Origin of the sequence: Rhizobium sp. 768_B6_N1_8 (assembly GCF_051811225.1) — a bacterium.
GTDB lineage: Bacteria > Pseudomonadota > Alphaproteobacteria > Rhizobiales > Rhizobiaceae > Rhizobium.
The window spans coordinates 3,577,159-3,597,872 of sequence record NZ_JBPWPV010000001.1 but is presented as its reverse complement, the minus strand read 5'-3'; the positions used below and the strand labels follow the sequence as shown (position 1 = coordinate 3,597,872).

21 protein-coding genes are annotated in these 20,714 nt (G+C 60.9%); 15 read left to right on the top strand and 6 right to left on the bottom strand.

The window, feature by feature from the left end:
• Nucleotides 1-27: 27 nt before the first annotated feature.
• Nucleotides 28-1,203 carry an acetate/propionate family kinase gene (locus AB8B33_RS18525; protein ID WP_439016460.1) on the bottom strand — a complete coding sequence of 392 codons (1,176 nt, stop codon included), beginning with the start codon at nt 1,201-1,203 and terminating at the stop codon, nt 28-30.
• Between the two features lie 204 nt (nt 1,204-1,407).
• Between AB8B33_RS18525 and AB8B33_RS18520 the strand changes: the two genes are divergently transcribed.
• Nucleotides 1,408-3,003, top strand: coding sequence for an inorganic phosphate transporter (locus AB8B33_RS18520; protein WP_439016459.1), 1,596 nt, complete (start codon nt 1,408-1,410; stop codon nt 3,001-3,003).
• A 107-nt stretch (nt 3,004-3,110) separates the two neighbouring features.
• Here AB8B33_RS18520 and AB8B33_RS18515 read toward each other — a convergent pair whose 3' ends face one another.
• On the bottom strand, nt 3,111-4,682 hold the full coding sequence (locus AB8B33_RS18515; RefSeq protein WP_439016458.1) for a putative bifunctional diguanylate cyclase/phosphodiesterase: 1,572 nt from the start codon (nt 4,680-4,682) through the stop codon (nt 3,111-3,113).
• Between the two features lie 202 nt (nt 4,683-4,884).
• Between AB8B33_RS18515 and AB8B33_RS18510 the strand changes: the two genes are divergently transcribed.
• The 3 genes from AB8B33_RS18510 (at nt 4,885) to AB8B33_RS18500 (ending at nt 5,836) form a co-directional block, all read left to right on the top strand.
• The gene (locus AB8B33_RS18510) at nt 4,885-5,127 is read left to right on the top strand and encodes a DUF6894 family protein (RefSeq protein ID WP_113323771.1); all 243 of its coding nucleotides are present in this window, start codon (nt 4,885-4,887) and stop codon (nt 5,125-5,127) included.
• A gap of 60 nt (nt 5,128-5,187) precedes the next feature.
• Nucleotides 5,188-5,541, top strand: coding sequence for a hypothetical protein (locus AB8B33_RS18505; protein ID WP_439016457.1), 354 nt, complete (start codon nt 5,188-5,190; stop codon nt 5,539-5,541).
• Nucleotides 5,542-5,623: 82 nt separating this feature from the next.
• Nucleotides 5,624-5,836 (top strand): hypothetical protein, encoded by a 213-nt coding sequence (locus tag AB8B33_RS18500; RefSeq protein WP_439016456.1) that lies wholly within the window; start codon nt 5,624-5,626, stop codon nt 5,834-5,836.
• Nucleotides 5,837-6,114: 278 nt separating this feature from the next.
• Here AB8B33_RS18500 and AB8B33_RS18495 read toward each other — a convergent pair whose 3' ends face one another.
• Complete coding sequence (locus AB8B33_RS18495) at nt 6,115-6,660, bottom strand: histidine phosphatase family protein (protein WP_439016455.1); 546 nt, start codon at nt 6,658-6,660, stop codon at nt 6,115-6,117.
• A gap of 230 nt (nt 6,661-6,890) precedes the next feature.
• Here AB8B33_RS18495 and AB8B33_RS18490 point away from each other — a divergent pair, with 230 nt between their 5' ends.
• The 3 genes from AB8B33_RS18490 to AB8B33_RS18480 all read left to right on the top strand — a co-directional run bounded on the left by AB8B33_RS18490 (nt 6,891) and on the right by AB8B33_RS18480 (nt 8,535).
• Complete coding sequence (locus AB8B33_RS18490) at nt 6,891-7,100, top strand: CbtB domain-containing protein (RefSeq protein WP_113323767.1); 210 nt, start codon at nt 6,891-6,893, stop codon at nt 7,098-7,100.
• A 13-nt stretch (nt 7,101-7,113) separates the two neighbouring features.
• The gene (locus AB8B33_RS18485; protein ID WP_439016454.1) at nt 7,114-7,848 is read left to right on the top strand and encodes a CbtA family protein; all 735 of its coding nucleotides are present in this window, start codon (nt 7,114-7,116) and stop codon (nt 7,846-7,848) included.
• Nucleotides 7,849-7,932: 84 nt separating this feature from the next.
• Nucleotides 7,933-8,535, top strand: a complete 603-nt coding sequence (locus AB8B33_RS18480) for a hypothetical protein (protein ID WP_439016453.1) — start codon at nt 7,933-7,935, stop codon at nt 8,533-8,535.
• Here the strand turns inward: AB8B33_RS18480 and AB8B33_RS18475 are convergent.
• The gene (locus AB8B33_RS18475) at nt 8,520-9,182 is read right to left on the bottom strand and encodes a sulfite oxidase-like oxidoreductase (protein WP_439016452.1); all 663 of its coding nucleotides are present in this window, start codon (nt 9,180-9,182) and stop codon (nt 8,520-8,522) included. The genes AB8B33_RS18480 and AB8B33_RS18475 overlap by 16 nt on opposite strands.
• A gap of 65 nt (nt 9,183-9,247) precedes the next feature.
• Between AB8B33_RS18475 and AB8B33_RS18470 the strand changes: the two genes are divergently transcribed.
• The 8 genes from AB8B33_RS18470 (at nt 9,248) to AB8B33_RS18435 (ending at nt 18,002) form a co-directional block, all read left to right on the top strand.
• Nucleotides 9,248-11,167 carry a sensor histidine kinase gene (locus AB8B33_RS18470; protein WP_439016451.1) on the top strand — a complete coding sequence of 640 codons (1,920 nt, stop codon included), beginning with the start codon at nt 9,248-9,250 and terminating at the stop codon, nt 11,165-11,167.
• Complete coding sequence (locus AB8B33_RS18465; RefSeq protein WP_439016450.1) at nt 11,164-12,519, top strand: sigma-54-dependent transcriptional regulator; 1,356 nt, start codon at nt 11,164-11,166, stop codon at nt 12,517-12,519. The genes AB8B33_RS18470 and AB8B33_RS18465 overlap by 4 nt, the downstream gene beginning before the upstream one ends.
• Before the next feature lie 122 nt (nt 12,520-12,641).
• Nucleotides 12,642-12,965 (top strand): ArsR/SmtB family transcription factor, encoded by a 324-nt coding sequence (locus AB8B33_RS18460; RefSeq protein WP_037072691.1) that lies wholly within the window; start codon nt 12,642-12,644, stop codon nt 12,963-12,965.
• A gap of 56 nt (nt 12,966-13,021) precedes the next feature.
• The gene (locus AB8B33_RS18455; RefSeq protein WP_113323762.1) at nt 13,022-13,468 is read left to right on the top strand and encodes an SRPBCC family protein; all 447 of its coding nucleotides are present in this window, start codon (nt 13,022-13,024) and stop codon (nt 13,466-13,468) included.
• A gap of 204 nt (nt 13,469-13,672) precedes the next feature.
• Entirely contained in the window at nt 13,673-14,656 is a 984-nt protein-coding gene (locus AB8B33_RS18450) for a tripartite tricarboxylate transporter substrate-binding protein (RefSeq protein WP_113323761.1), read from the top strand.
• Nucleotides 14,657-14,757: 101 nt separating this feature from the next.
• On the top strand, nt 14,758-15,219 hold the full coding sequence (locus AB8B33_RS18445; RefSeq protein WP_007826966.1) for a tripartite tricarboxylate transporter TctB family protein: 462 nt from the start codon (nt 14,758-14,760) through the stop codon (nt 15,217-15,219).
• 9 nt (nt 15,220-15,228) lie between these two features.
• On the top strand, nt 15,229-16,734 hold the full coding sequence (locus AB8B33_RS18440) for a tripartite tricarboxylate transporter permease (protein ID WP_113323760.1): 1,506 nt from the start codon (nt 15,229-15,231) through the stop codon (nt 16,732-16,734).
• Between the two features lie 92 nt (nt 16,735-16,826).
• On the top strand, nt 16,827-18,002 hold the full coding sequence (locus tag AB8B33_RS18435) for a M20 aminoacylase family protein (RefSeq protein WP_439016449.1): 1,176 nt from the start codon (nt 16,827-16,829) through the stop codon (nt 18,000-18,002).
• Between the two features lie 6 nt (nt 18,003-18,008).
• Here the strand turns inward: AB8B33_RS18435 and AB8B33_RS18430 are convergent, their stop codons facing one another.
• Both AB8B33_RS18430 and AB8B33_RS18425 read right to left on the bottom strand, forming a co-directional pair.
• Entirely contained in the window at nt 18,009-19,796 is a 1,788-nt protein-coding gene (locus tag AB8B33_RS18430) for an adenine deaminase (protein ID WP_439016448.1), read from the bottom strand.
• Nucleotides 19,793-20,713 (bottom strand): nucleoside hydrolase, encoded by a 921-nt coding sequence (locus AB8B33_RS18425; protein ID WP_439016447.1) that lies wholly within the window; start codon nt 20,711-20,713, stop codon nt 19,793-19,795. The genes AB8B33_RS18430 and AB8B33_RS18425 overlap by 4 nt, the downstream gene beginning before the upstream one ends.
• Nucleotide 20,714: the final 1 nt, after the last annotated feature.

Sequence of the window (20,714 nt, the reverse complement as noted above, 5' to 3'; positions counted from 1 at the left end):
GCGCTGGCGTGCATTTGATCTGGATCATCAGGAGCGAAGAATAGAGAGCGTTTCCTGCGCGATGATCTGTTCCTCGTCGGTGGCAATGACATGCGCCGTTATGCGGCTTGCGGGTGTCGTGATCGTGAAGCCGTTGGCGGCATTCGCCTTTTCATCGACTGCGAGGCCGAGCCAACCCAGACGCTGGAGGACTGCTGCGCGGATCTGCGGCTGATGCTCGCCGATGCCGGCCGTAAAGACGATGGCGTCGAGCCCGCCGAGCGTCACCGACATGCGGCCGATCTCGCCTGCGATGCGCAATGTGAAGAGGTCGAGCGCCTCCTGGGCTTCTGCGCGGTCATCCTCGAGAAGATCGCGGGTATCGGCATTGATGCCGGAGACGCCGAGCAGGCCGGAGCGATGGTAGAGCAGATCTTCCACCTGATCGGCGGACTGCTTCCTCTGCTGCAGCAGATGCAAGATCACGCCGGGATCGAGCCAGCCGGGCCTTGTGGCCATGGGAATGCCGTCCAGCGTGGAAAAGCCCATGCTGCAATCGCGACTGATGCCCTGTTCCAGAGCGCAGAGGCTTGCGCCGCTACCCAGATGGGCGGCGACGATTTTCGCTTTGTTCGACAGCCTGCGGCTTACCTCCCCTGCGATGAATTTGTAGGAGAGGCCATGAAAGCCGTAGCGCTTGATGCCCTCGTCATGAAGCGCGCGGGGGATGGCGAAGCGGCGAACGAGTTCGGTCTGCGTGGCGTGAAAAGCGGTATCGAAGGAGGCCGTCTGGGTCAGATGCGGCTTCAGGTGCTTCAGTGCCCGGATGAAGCGGAGCGCCTGCGGCTGATGAAGGGGAGCGAGCGGCGTCAGCGCATCGACTGCGTCGATTGCGGCGTCATTAAGCGCTGTCACTTCGGTGAAACGGTCGCCGCCATGGACGACGCGGTGGCCGGCAGCGCGGACGGCGCCGATATCGAAATGCTCCGAGAGCAACTGGAACGTTTCGTCGATAACGGCGTGCAAATCGTCGGTAAGCTCGGCCTTGAGCGGCGTATCGAAGGTCTTCGGGCCTTCCATGATGCTGAAGGCGAGGGGCTCGGCTCGGAAGTCGATAACGCCCTTGCCGATGCGGCGCACCTTTGCATCCTCGATTGCGAAGATGCCGATCTTCACCGTCGATGAGCCGGCATTGAAGGTCAGGAGAAGGTCGGTCGACGGCATTTTGCTTGATGCTCCCCTGCGAGCGTGACGGTGACGAACTTAGCGTCATCGTGCCGGGTGGGAAGTCTTTTGCGTCCCGGCAGGCAATTTTTGGTTGCTGATTCGGTTCCGGATCCGGATGGCGGGAACGGTCGCGTCATGAGAGCTTCACGCTAGGGATTTATTAACAAACGGCAATTTGCAAATGGAACAAGGAACTATGCCATGGCCGACATTGCCCCCAGCCATAGCGACGCTTCCCATCCGCTGCATCATTCGAACTCCGCCGGCAAATGGTTCCTGCCGGTGTTCGGGCTCGTTGTGGTCTGCGGTCTCGGATATGTCGGCTATGCCCTCGCCCGTGATCTGACCGCCGCAGTTGCCGTTCCCTGGCTGCTTCTCGGCCTTGCGCTGCTGATCGCGCTCGGCTTCGAGTTCGTCAACGGTTTCCACGATACGGCCAATGCCGTGGCGACCGTTATCTATACGCGCTCCATGCCGGCGGAATTTGCCGTCATCTGGTCGGGCTTCTTCAATTTTCTCGGTGTCTTGACGTCGACGGGCGCCGTCGCCTTCGGCATCCTGGCCTTGTTACCGGTCGAGCTCATCCTGCAGGTCGGCTCCGGCTCGGGTCTGGCCATGGTCTTCGCTCTATTGATAGCAGCGATTGTCTGGAACCTTGGTACCTGGTATCTCGGCCTGCCGTCATCGAGCTCGCATACGCTGGTCGGCTCGATCATCGGTGTCGGCCTCGCCAACCAGTTCCTGGCGCCGGCAGGCTCGGCCACCAGCGGTGTGGACTGGTCGCAGGCGACCAACATTGGCCTGTCACTCCTGATTTCGCCAATCATCGGTTTCGGCCTTTCGGCCATCCTGCTCGTCGTTATGAAGTTCCTGGTGCGCAAACCCGAGCTCTATCAGGAGCCGAAGGGCAATCAGCCGCCGCCGTTATGGATCCGCGCCATCCTGATCTTTACCTGCACGGGCGTCAGCTTCGCCCATGGCTCGAATGACGGCCAGAAGGGCATGGGTCTCATCATGCTCATCCTGATCGGTCTGGTGCCGACCGCCTTTGCGCTGAACCGCACGCCTGACGTCAACTATCTCGAAGCCTACAAGTCGGCTTCGGCGCAGGTGGAAACGGCGCTCGGCAAATATATAAAGCCGGGTGTGACCGTTACCGATTTCAAGGCGGAAGTCAGCAATGCCGTCAAGAACAAGGTCTGGACGGATGCGACCACGCCGGCGCTGCAGCAGTATATCCATCAGACGAGCGCCGAAGTCGCCGCTTTCCCGACGCTGGAAGCCGTTCCGACCAATCTCGTCAGCAACGTCCGCAACGACATTTACCTGATCGGCGAGGCGCTGAAGCTCATCGACAAGCAGAAGCTGCTGCCGATGGATGCCAGCGATCTCAAGGCCGTCACCGGCTATCATGCGGCGGTGGACAATGCGACGAAGTTCATCCCCTTGTGGGTGAAGGTCGCCGTTGCGCTGGCGCTCGGCCTCGGCACGATGGTCGGCTGGAAGCGCATCGTCGTGACGGTTGGTGAGAAGATCGGCAAAACGCACCTGACCTACGGCCAGGGTGCCGCCGCGGAAGTCGTCGCCATGGTGACGATCGCCTCGGCCGACCATCTCGGCCTGCCGGTTTCGACCACGCATGTTCTGTCTTCCGGTGTGGCGGGCACGATGGCTGCGAACGGCTCGGGCCTGCAATGGTCCACCGTGCGCAACATGCTCATGGCCTGGGTGCTGACGCTGCCGGCCTCGATCGCGATCGCCTTCCTGCTGTTCGTGATCCTGCGGCAAGTCTTCTAGTTTAAAGCATTTCCGTTTTTCTTCGAAACACGGAAATGCTTTATCTCTTTGTTTTTACGCAATTCCAGACGCAAAACCGTTTCACACTTTTGCTGGAATTGCTTTATTCAGGCCGTAGAGGCCAGAGTGGTATTCTGACTTTCGATGAAGATGCCCGCCTCCGCGGCCGGCATCGCTTTGCCGAAGAGATAGCCCTGACCGATGTCGCAGCCAAGCTGCAGCAGATAGGCGAGCTGGGCGTGTTCCTCGACGCCTTCAGCCGTCGTCTTGATGTTGAGGCTTCTTCCCAGAGCGAGCATCGCGCGGACGATCTTTTCCTGCTTCTCGTCTTCCCGACAGGTGGCGATGAAGCTCTTGTCGATCTTGATTTTGTCGAAGCGATAACGGGCGAGCTGAGCAAGGCTCGAATAGCCCGTGCCGAAATCATCGAGCGCGATCTGTACGCCCGCTTTATGCAACTCATCGAGAATATGGGCCGCGATCGCCGGATCCTGGACCAGCGCGTTTTCGGTGATTTCAACTTCCAGTCGCCTGGCGGGCAGGCGGCTTGCAGCGAGCACTTTGAAGATGCGCGAGGGAAGGAGTTTATCCTCCATCTGCACGGGTGACACGTTGAAGGAAAGCCTTACATCGTCAGGCCAGGCGAGGGCATCGCTGCAGGCCTGGGTGAGAAGGTTTTCGAACAGTTCGGTGATCATGCCGGTTTCTTCGGCGATGCCGATGAAGACCGGAGGCGGAATATTCATGCCGTCTTCGTCGGTCCATCGGGCCAGTGCCTCGAAGCCGCAGAGCCTGCCGCTCCTGAGATCGATCAGCGGCTGATAATGGGTCTTGATCGCCTTGTTCTGAATAGCGCCGCGCAGCTTGGTCTCGAGCGATGCGCGTTCCGTCACCTTGTCCTGCATGGACGGTTCGAAAATCAGTTGATGATTGGGACCGCGCGATTTCGCCTCGTACATCGCAAGGTCGGCGCGATGGGCAGCATCCTCCAGCGGCTCGGCGCCTTCGCTCCAGCGGTCGTAGCCCACACTGGCGCCGACCTCGACGGCAAAGCCGTCGATCAGGATGGGGCGGGTGACCGCCTGGATAAGTACTTTGGCAAACCATTCCTCCCGCGCCGCTGTCATGCCGAGGGCGATGATGATGAATTCATCCCCGCCGAAACGGTAGACGCAGTCGGCATTGCCCAACGCGCAAATGCGCTTGGCCACTTCCACCAGCAGAACGTCGCCGCCCTTGTGGCCGACGAGGTCGTTGACCTTCTTGAAGCCGTCGAGATCGACGGAGAAGATCGTGACGTTGCTCTTAGCCTCTTCGGGAAGATTGCCGTCCTTATCGGCGGGCTTGGGCAGGATCTTGCGTTCGAAGGCGTAGCGGTTCGGAAGCTTGGTCAGATGATCGTGGGTGGCGGTCCAGTCGGCGCGCGCCTGGGCGGAGTCGCGAAGCTGCATCTCCTTGCGAAGGTCGGCAATGCGCAACACGGAATAGATGAAGCTCATCGCGCCGGCGATACCGAGGGCCAGCACGAACTTATCGGCACCGTAATTCTCGAAGGTGCTCATGAAGGAAACGAGCCAGCTATCGACATCCAGCAGGGTGGCCGAAATCCACAGCACTGCACCGAGCGCCATGATCGTCAGACATTGCCTTCCCGCCCTGCTCCTGAAGAATTCCGGCATGAGCTTCTCCATCTCCACCCGGGGCGGAAATATCATGAAAGTCTGAAATGTTTATTGAAACCTGAAGGCGAATTGTTGGAGGCCATGCCATGCATTCGGTAGCACTTTCATCGGAAGCGAGTGTGCGGAACACCGAATTTTACCGGCGATTTGAAACCTTTGGCCGCTTGCCGCTTTATGCTTTCGCAACGGATGCAGGCAGATGTCCCTCTTCTATTTCAAGACCATAGACAATGACGGCACGGTTCCCGGCGATCTGCCGTTCGAATTTCCCGATCTTTTCGCCGCCGTGGAAGAGGCAAAGCATGTGCTGGCCGAAATGGCGCTCGACGGTTTGCCGCAATGGCCGGGCGGATCGCTGGGCATAGAAGTGCAGAACGGTGATCATTCTCCGATCGTGCGACTGCGGCTGGAACTGAAAGTGGATTACATCCGGCCGGCCTGAGCGGAACCAATATTGCGTCGAAGCCGTTTTCCGGGAACATTCACAAGAGAGGACAATCTCATGCAACTTGTCGGCACCCAGGTCATCCCCGCCTACGGCGGCAAAGGCGGTTTCACGGTCGAGTTCGTGGGCGACGGCGGCGAAGTCGTCTCCGTGCAGATCAAGAACGACCCCGGCCAGCAATTGAACCGGCTGAATGCGGTCGAAAAGGCGAGGGAAGTGATGAGCCGTTTTGCCACGGCGAAGATCCGGGACGACGATGATGGTGGCGCCAGCGTGCTCCGGAGTGCCCGTGCGGCGGGTGACACGGGAACGATGGAAGAGCAGCTTGACGAAGGGCTGGAAGGCACCTTCCCCGCCAGCGATCCAGTCTCGGTCACCAACACCGCAATCCCCAAGGGAAGCAAACACTGATCTACCCTTTTATGGCCCGCTATGCCTGAAAGCACCCCGCGATCATCGGCTTGATCGTGGGGCGCTTTTACCGCCGCTCGGCGTGCTGATCCTGATGGAAATTATCGGAGCGCCGCTTTGGTTGGTGCGGAAAAACAACGTCTATTCCGATGATGTGGCGCGGATACGTCGCGTGCGCAGTGCGGCAGCCGATCTGCTTTCCACCCTGCAGGATGCCGAGACTTGTCCGCGTTGCTTCTTGCTAACCCTCGGTCAACTCGGTCTGTTCGTCGCTGTCATTCAGATTCCGCAATAGATTGGCAAAGAGAAAGGCGAGCAGCCGTAGCACGCTCGCCTTTGACGTGCTCTGACAGTTCAGACGACGTTGATCAGCAATGGCAGGCTGATCATGACGCCGACGAAAACGGCGACAACAGTTGCGACACGCACGATGCGAATACGCCGCGTACGCTCCCCACTCCAGTCATAGGTCATTTTTCGTCTCCTCGGGGAAGGACGTAGAGCCCGGGTTCCGGGTTCAATATGTATGACTGCGTTTGCTTGTGTAAGACTGGACTAATTTACGAGGACTATTCAGAAACGCAGCGACCAGCGGCGGCCGTCATGCGTCATGCGCACTATCCCAAGTGGCTGGACATCGATGGTCCAGAAAGATGCGGGTGGCGCTTTCAGCACGTTCAGGATCGCGGCGCGGATGACGGCTGCGTGGGTGACCGCGATGATATGGCCGCCGAGCGGCATCTCCTCGTTCATCCAGCCGGCGATGCGTTTGCCAAGCTGTTGCAGGCTCTCGCCCTCATGCGGGGTCGCTTCGGGATCGGACATCCAGAGCGCAAGATTTTCAGGCTCCTCGGCGTGGAGACTGACCAACGGTTTGCCGACCCAGCGGCCGTAGTCACAATCCCTGAGCGACGGGGCAACGGTCGCGTCGAAGCCCAGCATTTCGGCGGTCTGTCTGGCGCGTAGGGCCGGGCTTGTGAAAACCCTATCCGCCCGTCCGGGCGCCGGTAGCGTGGTATCGCTCAGCACCTTTTCCTCCAGCGGTTCGTCTGCCGGAAAGGAGGCGGTACGATTGGCTGCTGTCGCGCCGTGGCAGATCCATGTGAGGCGGGTGGTCACGTCTTTCGCGCCTTGCGGAGATGGGGCGGGATGGCCGCCGCCCGCATATGAAGTTTCGTTGACAGTGTCTTTGGCGTGCAGATATAACCGTGACGTTGCGGGTTTGGAAGCCGGTGAGAGTCCGGCGCGGTCGCGCCACTGTGACCAGCGTGTCGAAATTCTTCGCGTTGGAAGTCAGACCTAACTGCACGCAAGATTCTCGACTGAACGCGTCATTCCAGGAGGAATACATGTCTGACACCACTTTCGCGCCCGTCGCGTCACCCGCCCCAATTCCCGTAGGCCAGATTCTGCCATGGGCGATCTTCGGCGGCCTGCTGATGCTGATCGCCATCTATTTCGTTGGCACCGAAGAAGGCGCGATGGCGCTCTTCAACGGCATGTATGTGCACGAATTCGTGCATGACGCCCGTCACCTCCTCGGCTTCCCCTGCCACTAAGGGAGTGCCTCACATGGTTGGAAATCTTCTGCTTCGCGGCATGATCGCGGGCCTGATTGCTGGCATCCTGGTTTTTGCCTTTGCGCGCGTCTTCGGTGAGCCGCTGGTCGATGCGGCGATTGCCTTTGAAGAGGCTACATCGCAGGCGGCCGGTGCGGCAGCCGAACCGGAAATCGTCAGCCGCGCCACCCAGGCGGGGCCTGGGCTCTTTATCGGTGTCATGGCCTATAGCGTTGCCATTGGCGGGCTGTTTGCGCTTGTCTTCGCCTTCGTGCACGGCCGCTTCAGCAGCCTTTCGGCACGCGGCACCTCGGCCGTTATCGCAATCGCAGCTTTCGTCGCCATCGTCATCGTTCCGGCTATCAAATATCCGGCCAATCCGCCGGCTGTCGGCAACTCGGATACGATCGGCGTGCGCACAGAGCTGTTCTTCCTGATGATTGTCGTCTCGGTTGCTTCGCTGATCGCGGCCGTCGCAATTGCCCGCAGCCTGAGAGCGCGCTACGGCTTATGGAACGCGGCGGTCGTTGCGGGTATTCTCTTCGTCGTCTTCATCGGTCTGGTGGAATATCTGCTGCCTCCGATCAATGAAGTGCCGGAGAATTTCTCGGCGATGGTGCTATGGCGCTTCCGCACGACCACGCTCGGCATGCATATGATCCTCTGGTTAGTGCTCGGTCTCGCTTTCGGCGCGCTGGCGGAGAAGCGCCTCGGGGCGAAGAGCGGGTTGCGTCCGGCCTATCGATAAGGGTCGGGAGAGGGGGCTTGCCGCTCCCTCTTTCCTTGCAAAACCTATCGGCTCTTGGCTGCTGCGTCGGGACGTTGGACTATTGTGAAAAACGGATTCAATCTCCTTTGTTTCGGCCTTGCCCTGTTGATCGCTGGTAGCGCATCCGCGCATGGAGGCGGCGAGGGTAGCCGTGCCGGCCTGCCGGTGCCCGAAATATCTCACGGGGAAATGGCTGTGATTGCCGACTATCGCGGCCGTATCATGGATCTCGCCGCAAGCGCGGTCGATACGAACGAACCTTTCCGGCGTGTCCTGAACTATGCCGAAATCCAGTATTCCTACTGTCTCTGGGGTCGGATGCCCGGTAGCGTGACGGATGAGGAAAGTCCGTTCAACGAATGCGCCCATGCCTATCTCGCCGCGACCAAGGCGGTGCTGCTCGCCATGCGCGACATGCCACAGGAGGCGGTAGCGGCCGGTGAAATCGCATCGGCTGTTGATGTCGATATGGTCAGGCGCGGGCTCTCGCTGGTGACCTGCCGCTTCAGTGGTGAGGGTTTCAACACGGCCGATGTTCTGCGCCCGCGCTGGAGCGAAATTCCGCTGCATCCGGCGAGCATGGCCTCGCTGACCGGATTTGCGGCGATCCTCGCCGCAGGGTTCTTTGTTCTCAGGCGGCTTCTTCGGATTCAGTCCTCGGAATAGCGCTGCTCGCGCCACGGATCACCATACATATGGTAGCCGTTCTTTTCCCAGAAGCCGGCCTTGTCGGCCGGCAGCAGATCGATGCGGCGCAGCCATTTGGCGCTTTTCCAGAAATAGAGATGCGGTACGACGAGACGCATAGGTCCGCCGTGATCGCGGGTGAGCGGCAGGCCTTCCCATGAGGTGGCGAGAATGGCGTCTTCGGCGGCGAAATCGGATAGCGGCAGGTTGGTCGTGTAGCCGTCATAGCTTGTCAGCATGACGTAACCGGCTTCGGCTTTCGGCATGGCGAGATCAAGCAGGTCTCGGGTCGAAACACCCTTCCACTTGTTGTCGTAGCGCGACCATGTTGTGACACAATGGATGTCGGTGATCATTGTGCTCTGTTCCAGCGCCTGGAAGGCGGCCCAACTAAGGTCGAGCGGTGTCTCGACCAGACCGTGAACTTCCAGCCGCCAGCTATCAATAGAAATGATCGGCTGCTGGCCGAGGTCGAGCACCGGCCAGTTCTTGACCAGATGCTGGCCCGGCGGCAGGCGCTCGGTTTCCGGACGGCTGATGCGGCCGGTCAGAAATTTTCCCTCCACCGCCCAGCGGCGCTTGGACGTCGTGAGTTTGCTGTCTTCCGGGATCTGGTCATCGCTCATAGCGGTCTCCTTGCGGTGCAGCAATCAGACATCCGCGCCTGATACGTGTCAAGTTTCGGCGCCTCTTGGAAATCTCCACCGCGCTCATTACACTTGAAGCCGTCGGGTTATGCCTCCACGGGGAGCGGAGGCGGAAAGGGAGGAGCGAGACTCTGTCTTCGCGCTATCGTGTCATTGCGGCGCTCTGCGCCGCACCCTTGCTGATTTTCGCTTTCTTCTATTACGGGAGCGCGGTCGCTACGCGCGCCTATATGGGCGAGGCTTCGGCGCAGGCCGGCACGGCACTCCGGCTTGCGGCCTCGGCACTGAGTGGCCATCTCAGCCGCTACGAGGCGTTGCCGGCGCTGATCGCCGATCATGACGATGTCAAGGAGCTGGTGAGTCGGCCGGATGATCGCTCGCTGCGCGACAATGCCAATCTCTACCTCAAGGAAATCAACGGGCTGCTGAAATCATCCGATATTTATGTCGTGCGTCCGGATGGCGAGACGATCGCCGCCAGCAATTATGATGGCCCCGGCAGTTTCATCGGTGAGAACTTCAGCTATCGCCCCTATTTCCAGGAGGCGATCGGCGGGCATCAGGCCCGCTTCTATGCCCTCGGTACGACCTCGCTGAAGCGCGGCTATTATTTCTCTTCGCCGATCTGGGTGGATGGCGAAATCCGCGGCGTCATTGTCTTCAAGGTCGATATCGACGTAATCGAATCCTCCTGGAGCGGCGGCGAGTACCGCATCTTCGTCTCCGATCCCGAGGGTATCATCTTCATGTCCGACAGTCCGGACTGGCTCTATGGGGCGATCCTGCCGCTGAGTTCAGATCGGGTGGCGCGCACCGAGGCATCGCGACGTTATGCCAATGCGAAATTGGTCGAACTGCCGGTCATCCGTCATCGCTTCGAAGATCATGACCTGATGACGCTCGCCAGCGATCGCGGGCAAAGCGAATATCTCGTGCTCTCGCACTACATGCCGGCCGAGGACTGGACGGTGAACGTGCTGATGGACACGAGCTCCATCCGGGCGCAGGCCCGTACCGCGCTGGTCGTCGTCTTCCTCATTCTCTGCATTGCCGCTCTGACATTTGCCATTCTTCGGCAAAGACGCATGCGGCTTGCTGAGCGCCTGCAGTTGCAGGCCGAGGCGCGGAACGAGCTGGAGCGACGGGTTGATGAGCGCACGGCTGATCTTGCCCGCGTCAACAGCCGCATCGAGGAGGAGATTGCCGAGCGACGCCTGACCGAACAGCAGCTGCGCCAGACACAGGCCGATCTCATCCAGGCGGGCAAGCTTGCCGGTCTAGGTCAGATGTCGGCAGCACTTTCGCATGAGTTCAATCAACCGCTTGCCGCCGCCAAGACCTATACGGACAGCGCCTCTGTCCTGCTCGAACGCGGTCGTACGGCCGAAGCGCAGGACAACATCCAGCGCATTGGCGGGTTGATCGATCGCATGGCTTCCATCAGCCGGCACCTGCGCAATTTCGCGCGCAAACCCAATGAGAAGCTGGGCCCCGTCCCGCTCGACGAGGCGATCCGCGATACGCTGGAGATCATCGCCTGGCGGCTCAAGGCTGCGGATGCCGATCTCCGGTTGCATCTCGGGGCGCGGCCGCCGGTGGTCAAGGCTGGCTCGGTGCGACTGCAGCAGGTGCTGGTCAATGTGATCTCGAATGCGGCTGATGCCGTCGAGGGGCTGGAGGACCGGCGGATCGAGGTTTCGGCGTCCAAAGAGGCCGGCAGGGTAATCCTGACCGTGCGTGATCATGGGCCTGGTGTGCCGGCGGCGATTGCCGAGCGCATCTTCGATCCCTTCTTCACCACCAAAGGGGTGGGCAAGGGGCTCGGGCTGGGGCTTTCCATCTCCTACAACATCATCAAGGATTTCGGCGGCAGCCTGACCGTCTCCAACCATCCGGAGGGTGGAGCCGTGTTTCGTATCGAGCTTTCCGCGGCAGCTGGCATGATGCCGGAGGCGGCGGAATGAACGAACAGAAGATATTGCTCGTCGACGACGAAGAGGAACTGCGCCGCTCGACGGCGCAGGCGCTGGAACTGTCCGGCTTCAGCGTCGAGACCTTTTCCAATGCCGACCACGTGCTGGAACTGATCGGCTACAGTTTTCCCGGTGTCGTCGTTACCGATATCCGCATGCCGGGCATGGACGGCATGACGTTGATGCAGAAGATCCGCGAACTCGATACCGAAGTGCCGGTTATTCTCGTCACCGGCCACGGCGATGTACAGCTTGCCGTCAAGGCGATGCGCGAGGGCGCCTATGACTTCATCGAGAAGCCGTTTACGCCGCAGATGCTCGCCGGCGTCATCCGCCGCGCCATGGAGCGGCGCAGCCTCGTGTTGGAAAATCGGCTGCTGAAGGCGGTGGCCGGCAAGCGCGACGATATCGAGGCGCGCCTGCCGGGACGAACGCAGATCATGGTCGACCTGCGCTATCGCATCCGTGCGATCGGGGCGAGCGATGCCGACACGCTTATTGTCGGCGACACTGGTGCGGGCAAGGAAGTGGTGGCGCGGGCGCTGCACGATATCAGCGCGCGGGCAAGCCGGCCCTTCATCGCCATCAATTGCGCAGCACTTCCAGCAAACCTGATCGAGAGCGAGCTTTTCGGGCATGAGGCCGGCGCTTTTCCGGGGGCCGTGCGGCCGCGTTACGGCAAGTTCGAGCATGGGCGGGGCGGCACCATTCTGCTCGACGAGATCGGCTCCATGCCGTTTGATCTGCAGGCGAAGTTCCTGCGGGTGCTGCAGGAGAGAATGATTTCCCGCCTCGGATCGAATGAGACCGTACCGCTCGACGTGCGGTTCATCGCCACGAGCAAGGTCGATCTGGAAGCGGAAGTCGCTGGTGGCCGATTCCGCGCCGACCTCCTCTACCGCCTGAACGTCGCGACCATTCATGTGCCGTCGCTCTCACAACGCCGGGCCGATGTTCCGCTGCTCTTCATGCAGCTTGTCAGGGAGGCGGCCGCGCGTTACGGCAAGGACGACATGGCCGTGCCACCGGATGTGATTTCCGACATCGCGCAGCGCGACTGGCCGGGCAATGTCCGCGAATTGCGCAATGCGGCCGACCGCTTCGTGCTTGGTCTCGATGGCGGCGGCAGGCAGGCAGAGGTCGCGGGGCTTGCCGAGCGTGTCGCGGAATTCGAACGTGGCGTGATTGCAAGTGCGCTGGTCGCCCATGGCGGTAGCCTGAAGCCGGTCTATGAATCGCTCGGCATCTCACGCAAGACACTTTACGAGAAGATGCAGAAGTACGGCCTCGACAAGAAGCTGCTGGCCAACGACATGGCTGGTGAGATGCGCCGCGAGCTCTGATCCAATCCCGAATTTCTTGATGTGATCGTCTGTTTTCAGGCCTCGCTCGATTTATGCCTTGACAGGCAACCATTTGGTTGCCTATAAAATGACAACAGGCAACCAAATGGTTCCGTATTGACATGGATGAAGACGCGGTTTTTCGAGCTCTGGCGGATGGCAGCCGGCGACGTCTGCTGGATCGCCTGCATGCGCGCAATGGCCAGACGCTCGGCGAATTGTGTGAAGGGCTGGAGATGACGCGCCAGGCGGTGACGAAGCATCTCGGCATTCTCGAGGAAGCAAACCTTGTTTCCACGCGCCGGCAGGGGCGCGAGAAGCTGCATTACATCAATCCGGTTCCGATCAACGAGATCGCGGACCGTTGGATCAGCAAATTCGAGCGCCGTGCGTTAGAGGCGCTCTCCGATCTCAAGAAGAGCCTCGAAGGCAGCAAAGACGAATGAATCGTCCCGCCTGCCGGCGAGGGTGTGACCAAGCCTTGGCCAAAAGGAGTACCATCATGGCTGGCAGCGCATTCAATTACGTCACCTATATCCGCACTACACCGGAGCAGCTCTGGTCGGCACTCACGACATCGGAATTCATGAAGAAATTCTGGCTCGGCGTGCAATTCGAGACCGATTGGAAAGTCGGTTCTGCCTGGCAGATGAGCTATTCCGACGGAACCGTTACCGATACAGGCGAAATCCTCGAATTCGATCCGCCCAAGCGGCTTGTCCTGAAGTGGCATAATGAGTTCAGGCCGGAGCTCAAGGCTGAAGGGTTTTCCCGGTGCGTGATGGAGCTCGAGCCGGTCGGCGAGGCGGTCAAGCTGACGCTGACACATTCGATGCCGATAGAAGGTTCCAAATTCATCGGTGCCGTTTCCGGCGGATGGCCACAAATTCTCTCCAACCTCAAATCGCTGCTGGAAACGGGCGAGGTTGTTCTGCCGCCCAACCGGTGAAGGACCAGCGATGGGTGGATTTCCACCCATCGCTTTAGCCATTTGTTTCCAAATCAACCCATGCTGCGGTGCACTGTCGCAAAATCGTCATTCCTCTCCTCGCCTCGCGATTGCGACCATCAGTCCCTGGCCTGCAAATGGGACATCCGAGCCGGTGCGGAGGATGCGCCGGCGGAACGACCATTTTCATCAGGGAGGAAAACGATGAAAATCCTGAAGGCCATGCTCGGCGTGACCGCCGCCGCTGCCGTTTCGCTGCTCGCTTATTCTGCTTCGGCGCAGACCTATCCCGAACGCACCATCACCATGGTCGTGCCTTTCGCAGCCGGTGGCCCGACCGATACCGTCGCGCGCCTCGTTGCTGAATCCATGTCGAAGGATCTCGGTCAGCAGATCGTCGTCGAAAACGTCGGCGGTGCTGGCGGCACGCTTGGCGCCGGCCGCGTCGCCGATGCCGATCCGGATGGTTACACGATCCTGCTGCATCATATCGGCATGGCGACCAGCGCCACGCTTTACCGCAAGCTCGCCTACGACACACTGAACGCCTTCGAATATGTCGGTCTCGTCACCGATGTTCCGATGACGATCGTTGCCCGCAAGGATTTCGAACCGGCCGATCTGAAGGGCCTGATCGACTATGTGAAGGCGAACAAGGACAAGGTCACCGTCGCCAATGCCGGTATTGGCGCCGCATCCCATCTTTGCGGCATGATGTTCATGAGCGCCATCCAGACGCCGCTGACGACCGTTCCCTACAAGGGAACCGGCCCGGCCATGACCGACCTTCTCGGCGGTCAGGTTGATATCATGTGCGACCAGACGACCAATACGACGAAGCAGATCAAGGGTGGCACGATCAAGGCCTATGCCGTGACGTCGCCGGCGCGCCTCGATGTGCTCAAGGACATTCCGACGGCGGTCGAAGCCGGTCTGCCGGGCTTCGAAGTCGGTATCTGGCACGGCATCTACACGCCGAAGGGCACGCCGGCCGAAATCAATGAGCGCTTGTCGAAGTCGCTGCAGGTCGCACTAAAGGACCCGAATGTTGGCGCCCGCTTTGCCGAACTTGGCACCGCTCCCTCGTTGGACGCTGATGCGACGCCGGCGGCGCTGAAGGCGAAGCTCGAGAGCGAAATCACCCGCTGGAGGTCCGTCATCGAAGCAGCCGGCGAATACGCGGACTGAGCCTGGCCGCCGCACGCGCACCTTCCTCCCAGCCGGGGAGGAGGGTGTTTGCGCAGCCTCGTATCCGTCGCGACGCTTCATCTCCAACCCCAGGAGACATCATGAAATCTCTCAGTTTCGACACCACCAATGTCATCTGCGGCGCTTTGCTTGCCGCGACCGGTGCCTTCTTTGCCTATCAGTCGCTGAACCTCGATATCGGCACGGCGCTGCGCATGGGACCCGGATATTTCCCACTCGTCCTGTCCGGCATCCTCGTCCTGCTCGGCCTGATCATTCTCGTGCAGGCGGTGCGGGTTCAGGGCGAGCCGATCGATCCCTTCGCCTGGCGCGGCATGCTCTTCATCCTGCCCGCACCGGTCTTTTTCGGATTGACTGTGCGCGGGCTCGGTTTTGCTCCGGCAATCTTTCTGACGGCCTTCATCGCTTGCTTTGCATCCAGTCGCATGAATGTGCTGTTCGCGCTGGTTCTTTCGCTGCTGCTGACGGTCTTTTCGGTTGGGGTTTTCAGCTACGCACTCGGGCTGCCGTTCGAACGTTTCGGCCCCTGGGTCCGGTTCTAGGAGGCGGGTATGGAACTCTTCAGCAATCTCGCACTCGGTTTCTATACGGCGGCAAGCCCGGAAAACCTGTTCTTCTGCCTGATCGGCGTGCTGCTCGGCACGCTGATCGGCGTGCTGCCCGGCATCGGCGCCACGGCAACGATCGCCATGCTGCTGCCGATCACCTTCCAGCTCGAGCCGGTCTCCTCGCTCATCATGCTCGCCGGCATCTATTACGGCGCGCAATATGGCGGCTCGACGACGGCAATCCTCATCAATATGCCGGGCGAATCTTCCTCGGCCGTGACAGCCATCGACGGCTATCAGATGGCGCGGAAGGGCAGGGCCGGCGCGGCGCTCGCGATCGCGGCGCTCGGCTCCTTCTTCGCCGGCACGGTATCGACCTTCCTCGTGGCTGTCTTTGCTCCGCCACTAACGGCGATTGCGCTGCAATTCGGCTCGGCCGAGTATTTCTCACTGATGATCGTCGGGCTCGTATCCTCGATCGCACTGGCCCATGGCTCGGTCGTCAAGGCACTGGCGATGGTGGCGCTCGGGCTGCTGCTCGGCCTTGTGGGCACGGATATCTATACCGGCACGCCGCGCTTCACGCTCGGCATCCGCGAATATGCTGACGGGCTGAATTTCGTGGCTCTTGCCGTCGGCGTCTTCGGCATTGCGGAAATCCTGCGCAATCTGGAAGGCGAAAAGACGCGCACAGTGTTGATGGCGAAAGTCTCGGGTCTATTGCCGTCGAAGGAAGAGTTTAAGGAGATGATCGCGCCGGTCATTCGCGGGACTGTCATTGGTTCGGCGCTCGGCATCCTGCCGGGCGGCGGAGCGATCCTTGCTTCCTTCGCTTCCTATACGGTGGAAAAGCGTGTCTCGAAGAAGCCGGAAGAGTTCGGCCACGGCGCAGTTGCCGGTGTCGCCGGACCGGAATCGGCCAACAATGCCGGTGCGCAGACCTCCTTCATTCCACTGCTGACGCTCGGCATCCCGGCAAACCCTGTCATGGCGCTGATGGTCGGCGCGATGATCATCCAGGGTATCGTGCCGGGGCCGAACGTGGCGACCGAACAGCCGGCGCTCTTCTGGGGCATCATCGCCTCCATGTGGATCGGCAACCTGATGCTCGTCATCCTCAATCTGCCGCTGATCGGCTTGTGGGTGAAGCTGCTGACGGTGCCTTACTATGTGCTTTTCCCCGTCATCATGGCCTTCTGCTCGATCGGGGTCTACAGCGTCAATTCCAACGTCTACGACCTCTACGCCGTCGCCTTCTTTGGCCTCATCGGCTACGTGCTGGCGAAACTGCGCTGCGAGCCGGCGCCGCTGCTGCTCGGGTTCGTGCTCGGACCGTTGCTGGAGGAAAACCTGCGACGGGCCATGATCCTGTCGCGCGGCGATGCGACCACCTTCGTCACGCGGCCGATCAGCGCCATCCTGCTGACGATTGCCGTGGCGGTTTTGATCATCGTCTTCCTGCCGAGCGTCAAGCGCAAGCGCGAGGAGGTCTTCGTCGAAGAGGCGTAAGGGCTTGCGCTTACGGCCTGTTTGTTGAAAAAAGAACGATCTGATGCGGGCGCCGTCGGGCGCCCGTTTCGCTTTACAGGATATCCAGGCTCATGAGCATTCCCGCCCGGATCAGCAACGATCTGCCTTTTCTCACCAATCTCCGCCGTGATCTGCATGCCCATCCCGAACTCGGCTTCGAGGAGGAGCGTACCAGCGATATCGTCGCGAAACTTCTGGATGAGGCGGGTATTCAGGTGCACCGCGGCCTTGGCGGCACCGGTGTCGTCGGAACGCTGCAGATCGGCAATGGTACGCGCAGGATCGGGCTGAGGGCAGATATGGACGCGCTCGCCATGCCGGAAACGGCGGATCGCCCCTACAAGTCGACCGTGCCGGGCAAGATGCATGCTTGCGGCCATGACGGGCATACGACGATGTTGCTCGGCGCGGCACGGTATCTGGCTGAAACGCGCGGTTTTTCCGGCACCGTGCATTTCATCTTCCAGCCGGCCGAAGAGGGCCGTGGCGGTGCGAAGCGCATGGTGGAGGAAGGGCTGTTCAAGCAGTTTCCCTGCGATGCCGTCTATGGGCTGCACAATATGCCCGGGCTTGCCGTGGATGAGATCGCGGTCGTCGAGGGGCCGCAGCTTGCTTCTTCGGATAGCTGGCGGATCATCTTCCGGGGTGTTGGTACGCACGGCGCAAAGCCGCACCTCGGCCGCGATCCGATCACAGCTGCCGCCACTTTCCTTTCGTCTCTGCAGACGATCGTCGGGCGCGTCATCGATCCCCTTCAGCCGGCAGTCGTCAGCGCCTGTTCACTCCAGGCCGGCAATCCGAAGGCATTGAATGTCATTCCCGATATTGTCGAGATCGGCGGAACGGCGCGGGCCTATTCGCCTGAGGTTCGCGATCAGCTTGAGGCCGAAATCGGCCGTCTGGCACAGGGAACCGCCGCCATGTTCGGCATTTCGGTAGATTATGAATTCGAACGCCGCATTCCGCCCGTCGTCAATGACGCGGATGCGACTGTGCGGGCGCTAGGCGCCGCACAGTCGGTGTTCGGTGAAAAGGCGCGTACGAGCTTTCCGCCGTCGACTGCCGGCGACGATTTCGCCTTCTTCGGGCAAAATGCGCCCGGCTGTTATGTCTGGCTCGGCAACGGCCCGGCCGTCGATGGAGTGCTGCATCATAATACAGCCTACGACTTCAATGATGAGGCGCTCGGATATGGAGCGGCCTATTGGGTGGCGCTGGTGGAGCGGGAGCTCAAGGCTGAGGCGTAAGCCGCCTCAAAACGTTTCCAGTATGGGGCTTTCCAACACCTTGCCGGTAATGACGTCGGCAATGCCGCGGTCGGTCTGATGTGGGCCGATATTGCAGGCAAGTGTCGCGCCGAAGCAGGCTTTGAAGACCAGATAGGGCGGTTTCCAGTCGACGATCTTTTCCATTGCCTTGCGGATGGCAGCAAAGCCATCGGCGGTTTCCTGCAGGGATGCATCCGTCACGAGGCCGGAGAGTGGCAGGGGCAGCAGGGCTTCGATGCGCCCATCCTTTGCCACGGCCATGCCACCGCCGGCGTCGATGACGGCATTGGCTGCAAGCGCCATATCACTGATATTTCCTCCGAACACAGTGAGGTTGTGGCTGTCATGTGAAACCGTGGTGCAGAAGGCGCCGCGCCACTCACCCCAGCCGGTCAGGAAGCCGATGCGCGGCTTGCCATCCGCCAGTCCATGGCGATGTGCAACCGCTATCATGGCGCTGCCAGCCGGCGGTACGACGAAGCCGTCGCGGATATCCGCTTCGGTTGCTCCCCACTGGGTGAAGCGTGGACGGTCGATTGTTGCGAGGTGCACCTTCGTGCCGTTGGCGGGAATGCGGAAATCGTCTTCGGCAAGCGGTGCGAGCTTGACCGATTGCATGAGCGGCCCGGCGTCGAACGACGGAAGGCGATCGCTGACCATGCCATTTTCGGCGATTAGTCGGCCGTTGGCGATGACGGCGCGGGTCTTGAATTCGCTCATGTCCTCGAACAGCACGAGATCGGCGCGGCGTCCGGCGGCGATGAGCCCGAGGTCGGAACGCTTCAGGCGTTGCGCGGCGTTGAAGGTAGCGGCGCGCAATGCCCATTCCGGGCGCATGCCGTAGCGCGCGAGGCGACGCACGACGTCGTCGAGGCCGCCATTCTGATAAAGTTCATCGGGGAAGACATCATCCGTGCAGAGCGTGACGGTCGGCGGAAGGTGGCCGATGCCGTTCAATGCATCGACAAATTCCTTCAGCAGATGATCGTGCGAGCCGCGCAGCTCGATCGTCATTCCGGCCGCCAGCTTCTGCAGCAAATCGGCGCCCGAGGTAAGCTCGTGATCGGAGGTGATGCCAGCGGCCATGAAGGCGTTGAGATCGGTACCCTCCAGTCCGCGGGCATGGCCGCAGACGAGCTTGCCGGAGGTGAGGCCGGCATTGACGATATCGGTCATGCGCGGATCGCCATCGATGACGCCGCGCATGTTCATGACTTCCGCCACGCCACCGATCGCCGGCGAGCGCAGCAGCTCGGCGATGACACTGGCGTCGAAATCCGCACCGGCGAGTTCCAGACCAGGGGCGGAAGGAACGCAGGAGGGGGCAAGCAGGATCGTGCGCAGCGGCAGATTGCGCGAGGCTTCGATTGCCCAGCGTACGCCATCGAGACCATGGACATTGCCGAATTCGTGCGGATCCCAGACGATCGTTGTCACGCCGCGAGGCAACACGGCTTCAGCATATTCAGCCGGCGTCACCATCGAGCTTTCAATATGCATGTGTGTATCGATGAGGCCGGGAGAGACGATGCTACCGGCTGCGTCAACTACCTTGGCAGCGTCCGTGCGGCTCGACGATGCGTGAACACTCGCAATCATCGCGCCAACGAGGCCGATATCGGCCTCGCGGATCAGGCCTGTGACGGCATCGAGAATGCGGCCGCCGGTCACAAGCACATCGAAGGGAGCATCGCCGCGGGCGGCAGCAACAGCGCGGGCCCGTAAGGCGGGCTCGTTGAGATCGGCGGGTTCCTGGCGCGGAGTTGCAGTCATTTGCGGGCCTCGTTGACCAGGGCGGCGAGAATGATGACACGCGCCATGTCGGCATCGATGTCGGCGGCGAACTGTGCATTGAACGTTGCGTGAGTGGCGCGGGTTTCAACGACCGTGCGCCCGCGCGTATGCTGCCCCTGCAATTCCACGTCGATGCGGGCAGGGCGGAAGCTCACCACTTGCGGAGCGACGAAGGCGACGGCAGCCGAAGGATCATAGATTGCCATGGCGGGACGACCGCGGTTCGTGCCAATGCGAATATAACCGGCAAACATATCGGCGATCAGCTCGGCATTGGCGCCACCGGCAGCGCGAACTGGATCGGCATCCTGGGGCTTCGCAAGAACCTTGCGGCAGAGATCGAGATCGACCATGCGCAGTGGCAGCTCGCGGGCGATGATGATTGCGAGCGCCTCTGGATCGGCGAGCGCATTGAATTCTGCGGAGGCCGTATGATTGCCGGAGGTAACACCGCCGCCCATCCAGACGAGTTCGGTGATGCGGGCGGCAAGATCGGGCCGGGCGAGCGCGAGTGCCGCAATATTCGTCAGCGGTCCAAGCGCCAGAATGCGGTGAGGGCCTTCCAGTTCCAGCCAGCGGCAAAGCGCGACGAAGGCATCGCTATCCGGCAGGATCGGGGCCGGCGGCAGATGTCTACCGGTCGTCGGAATGCCGCTTTCGCCGAGGATCGCCTGGGCAGTCTCTAGCTTGCCGAGAACGGGCATGTCGCGGCCGGTGTGGATCGGAAATTTCCAACCGAAGGCCTTGGCTGCGCCCGCCGCATTGGTGCGCACCTGCGGCAGTGGCGCGTTGCCGAAGACCAGCGAGACACCGTCGATGTCGAGCTCGGCATTCGTCACCACCATGATGGCGGCAATGTCGTCGAAGCCCATATCCGTGTCGATCCAGACGCCCATG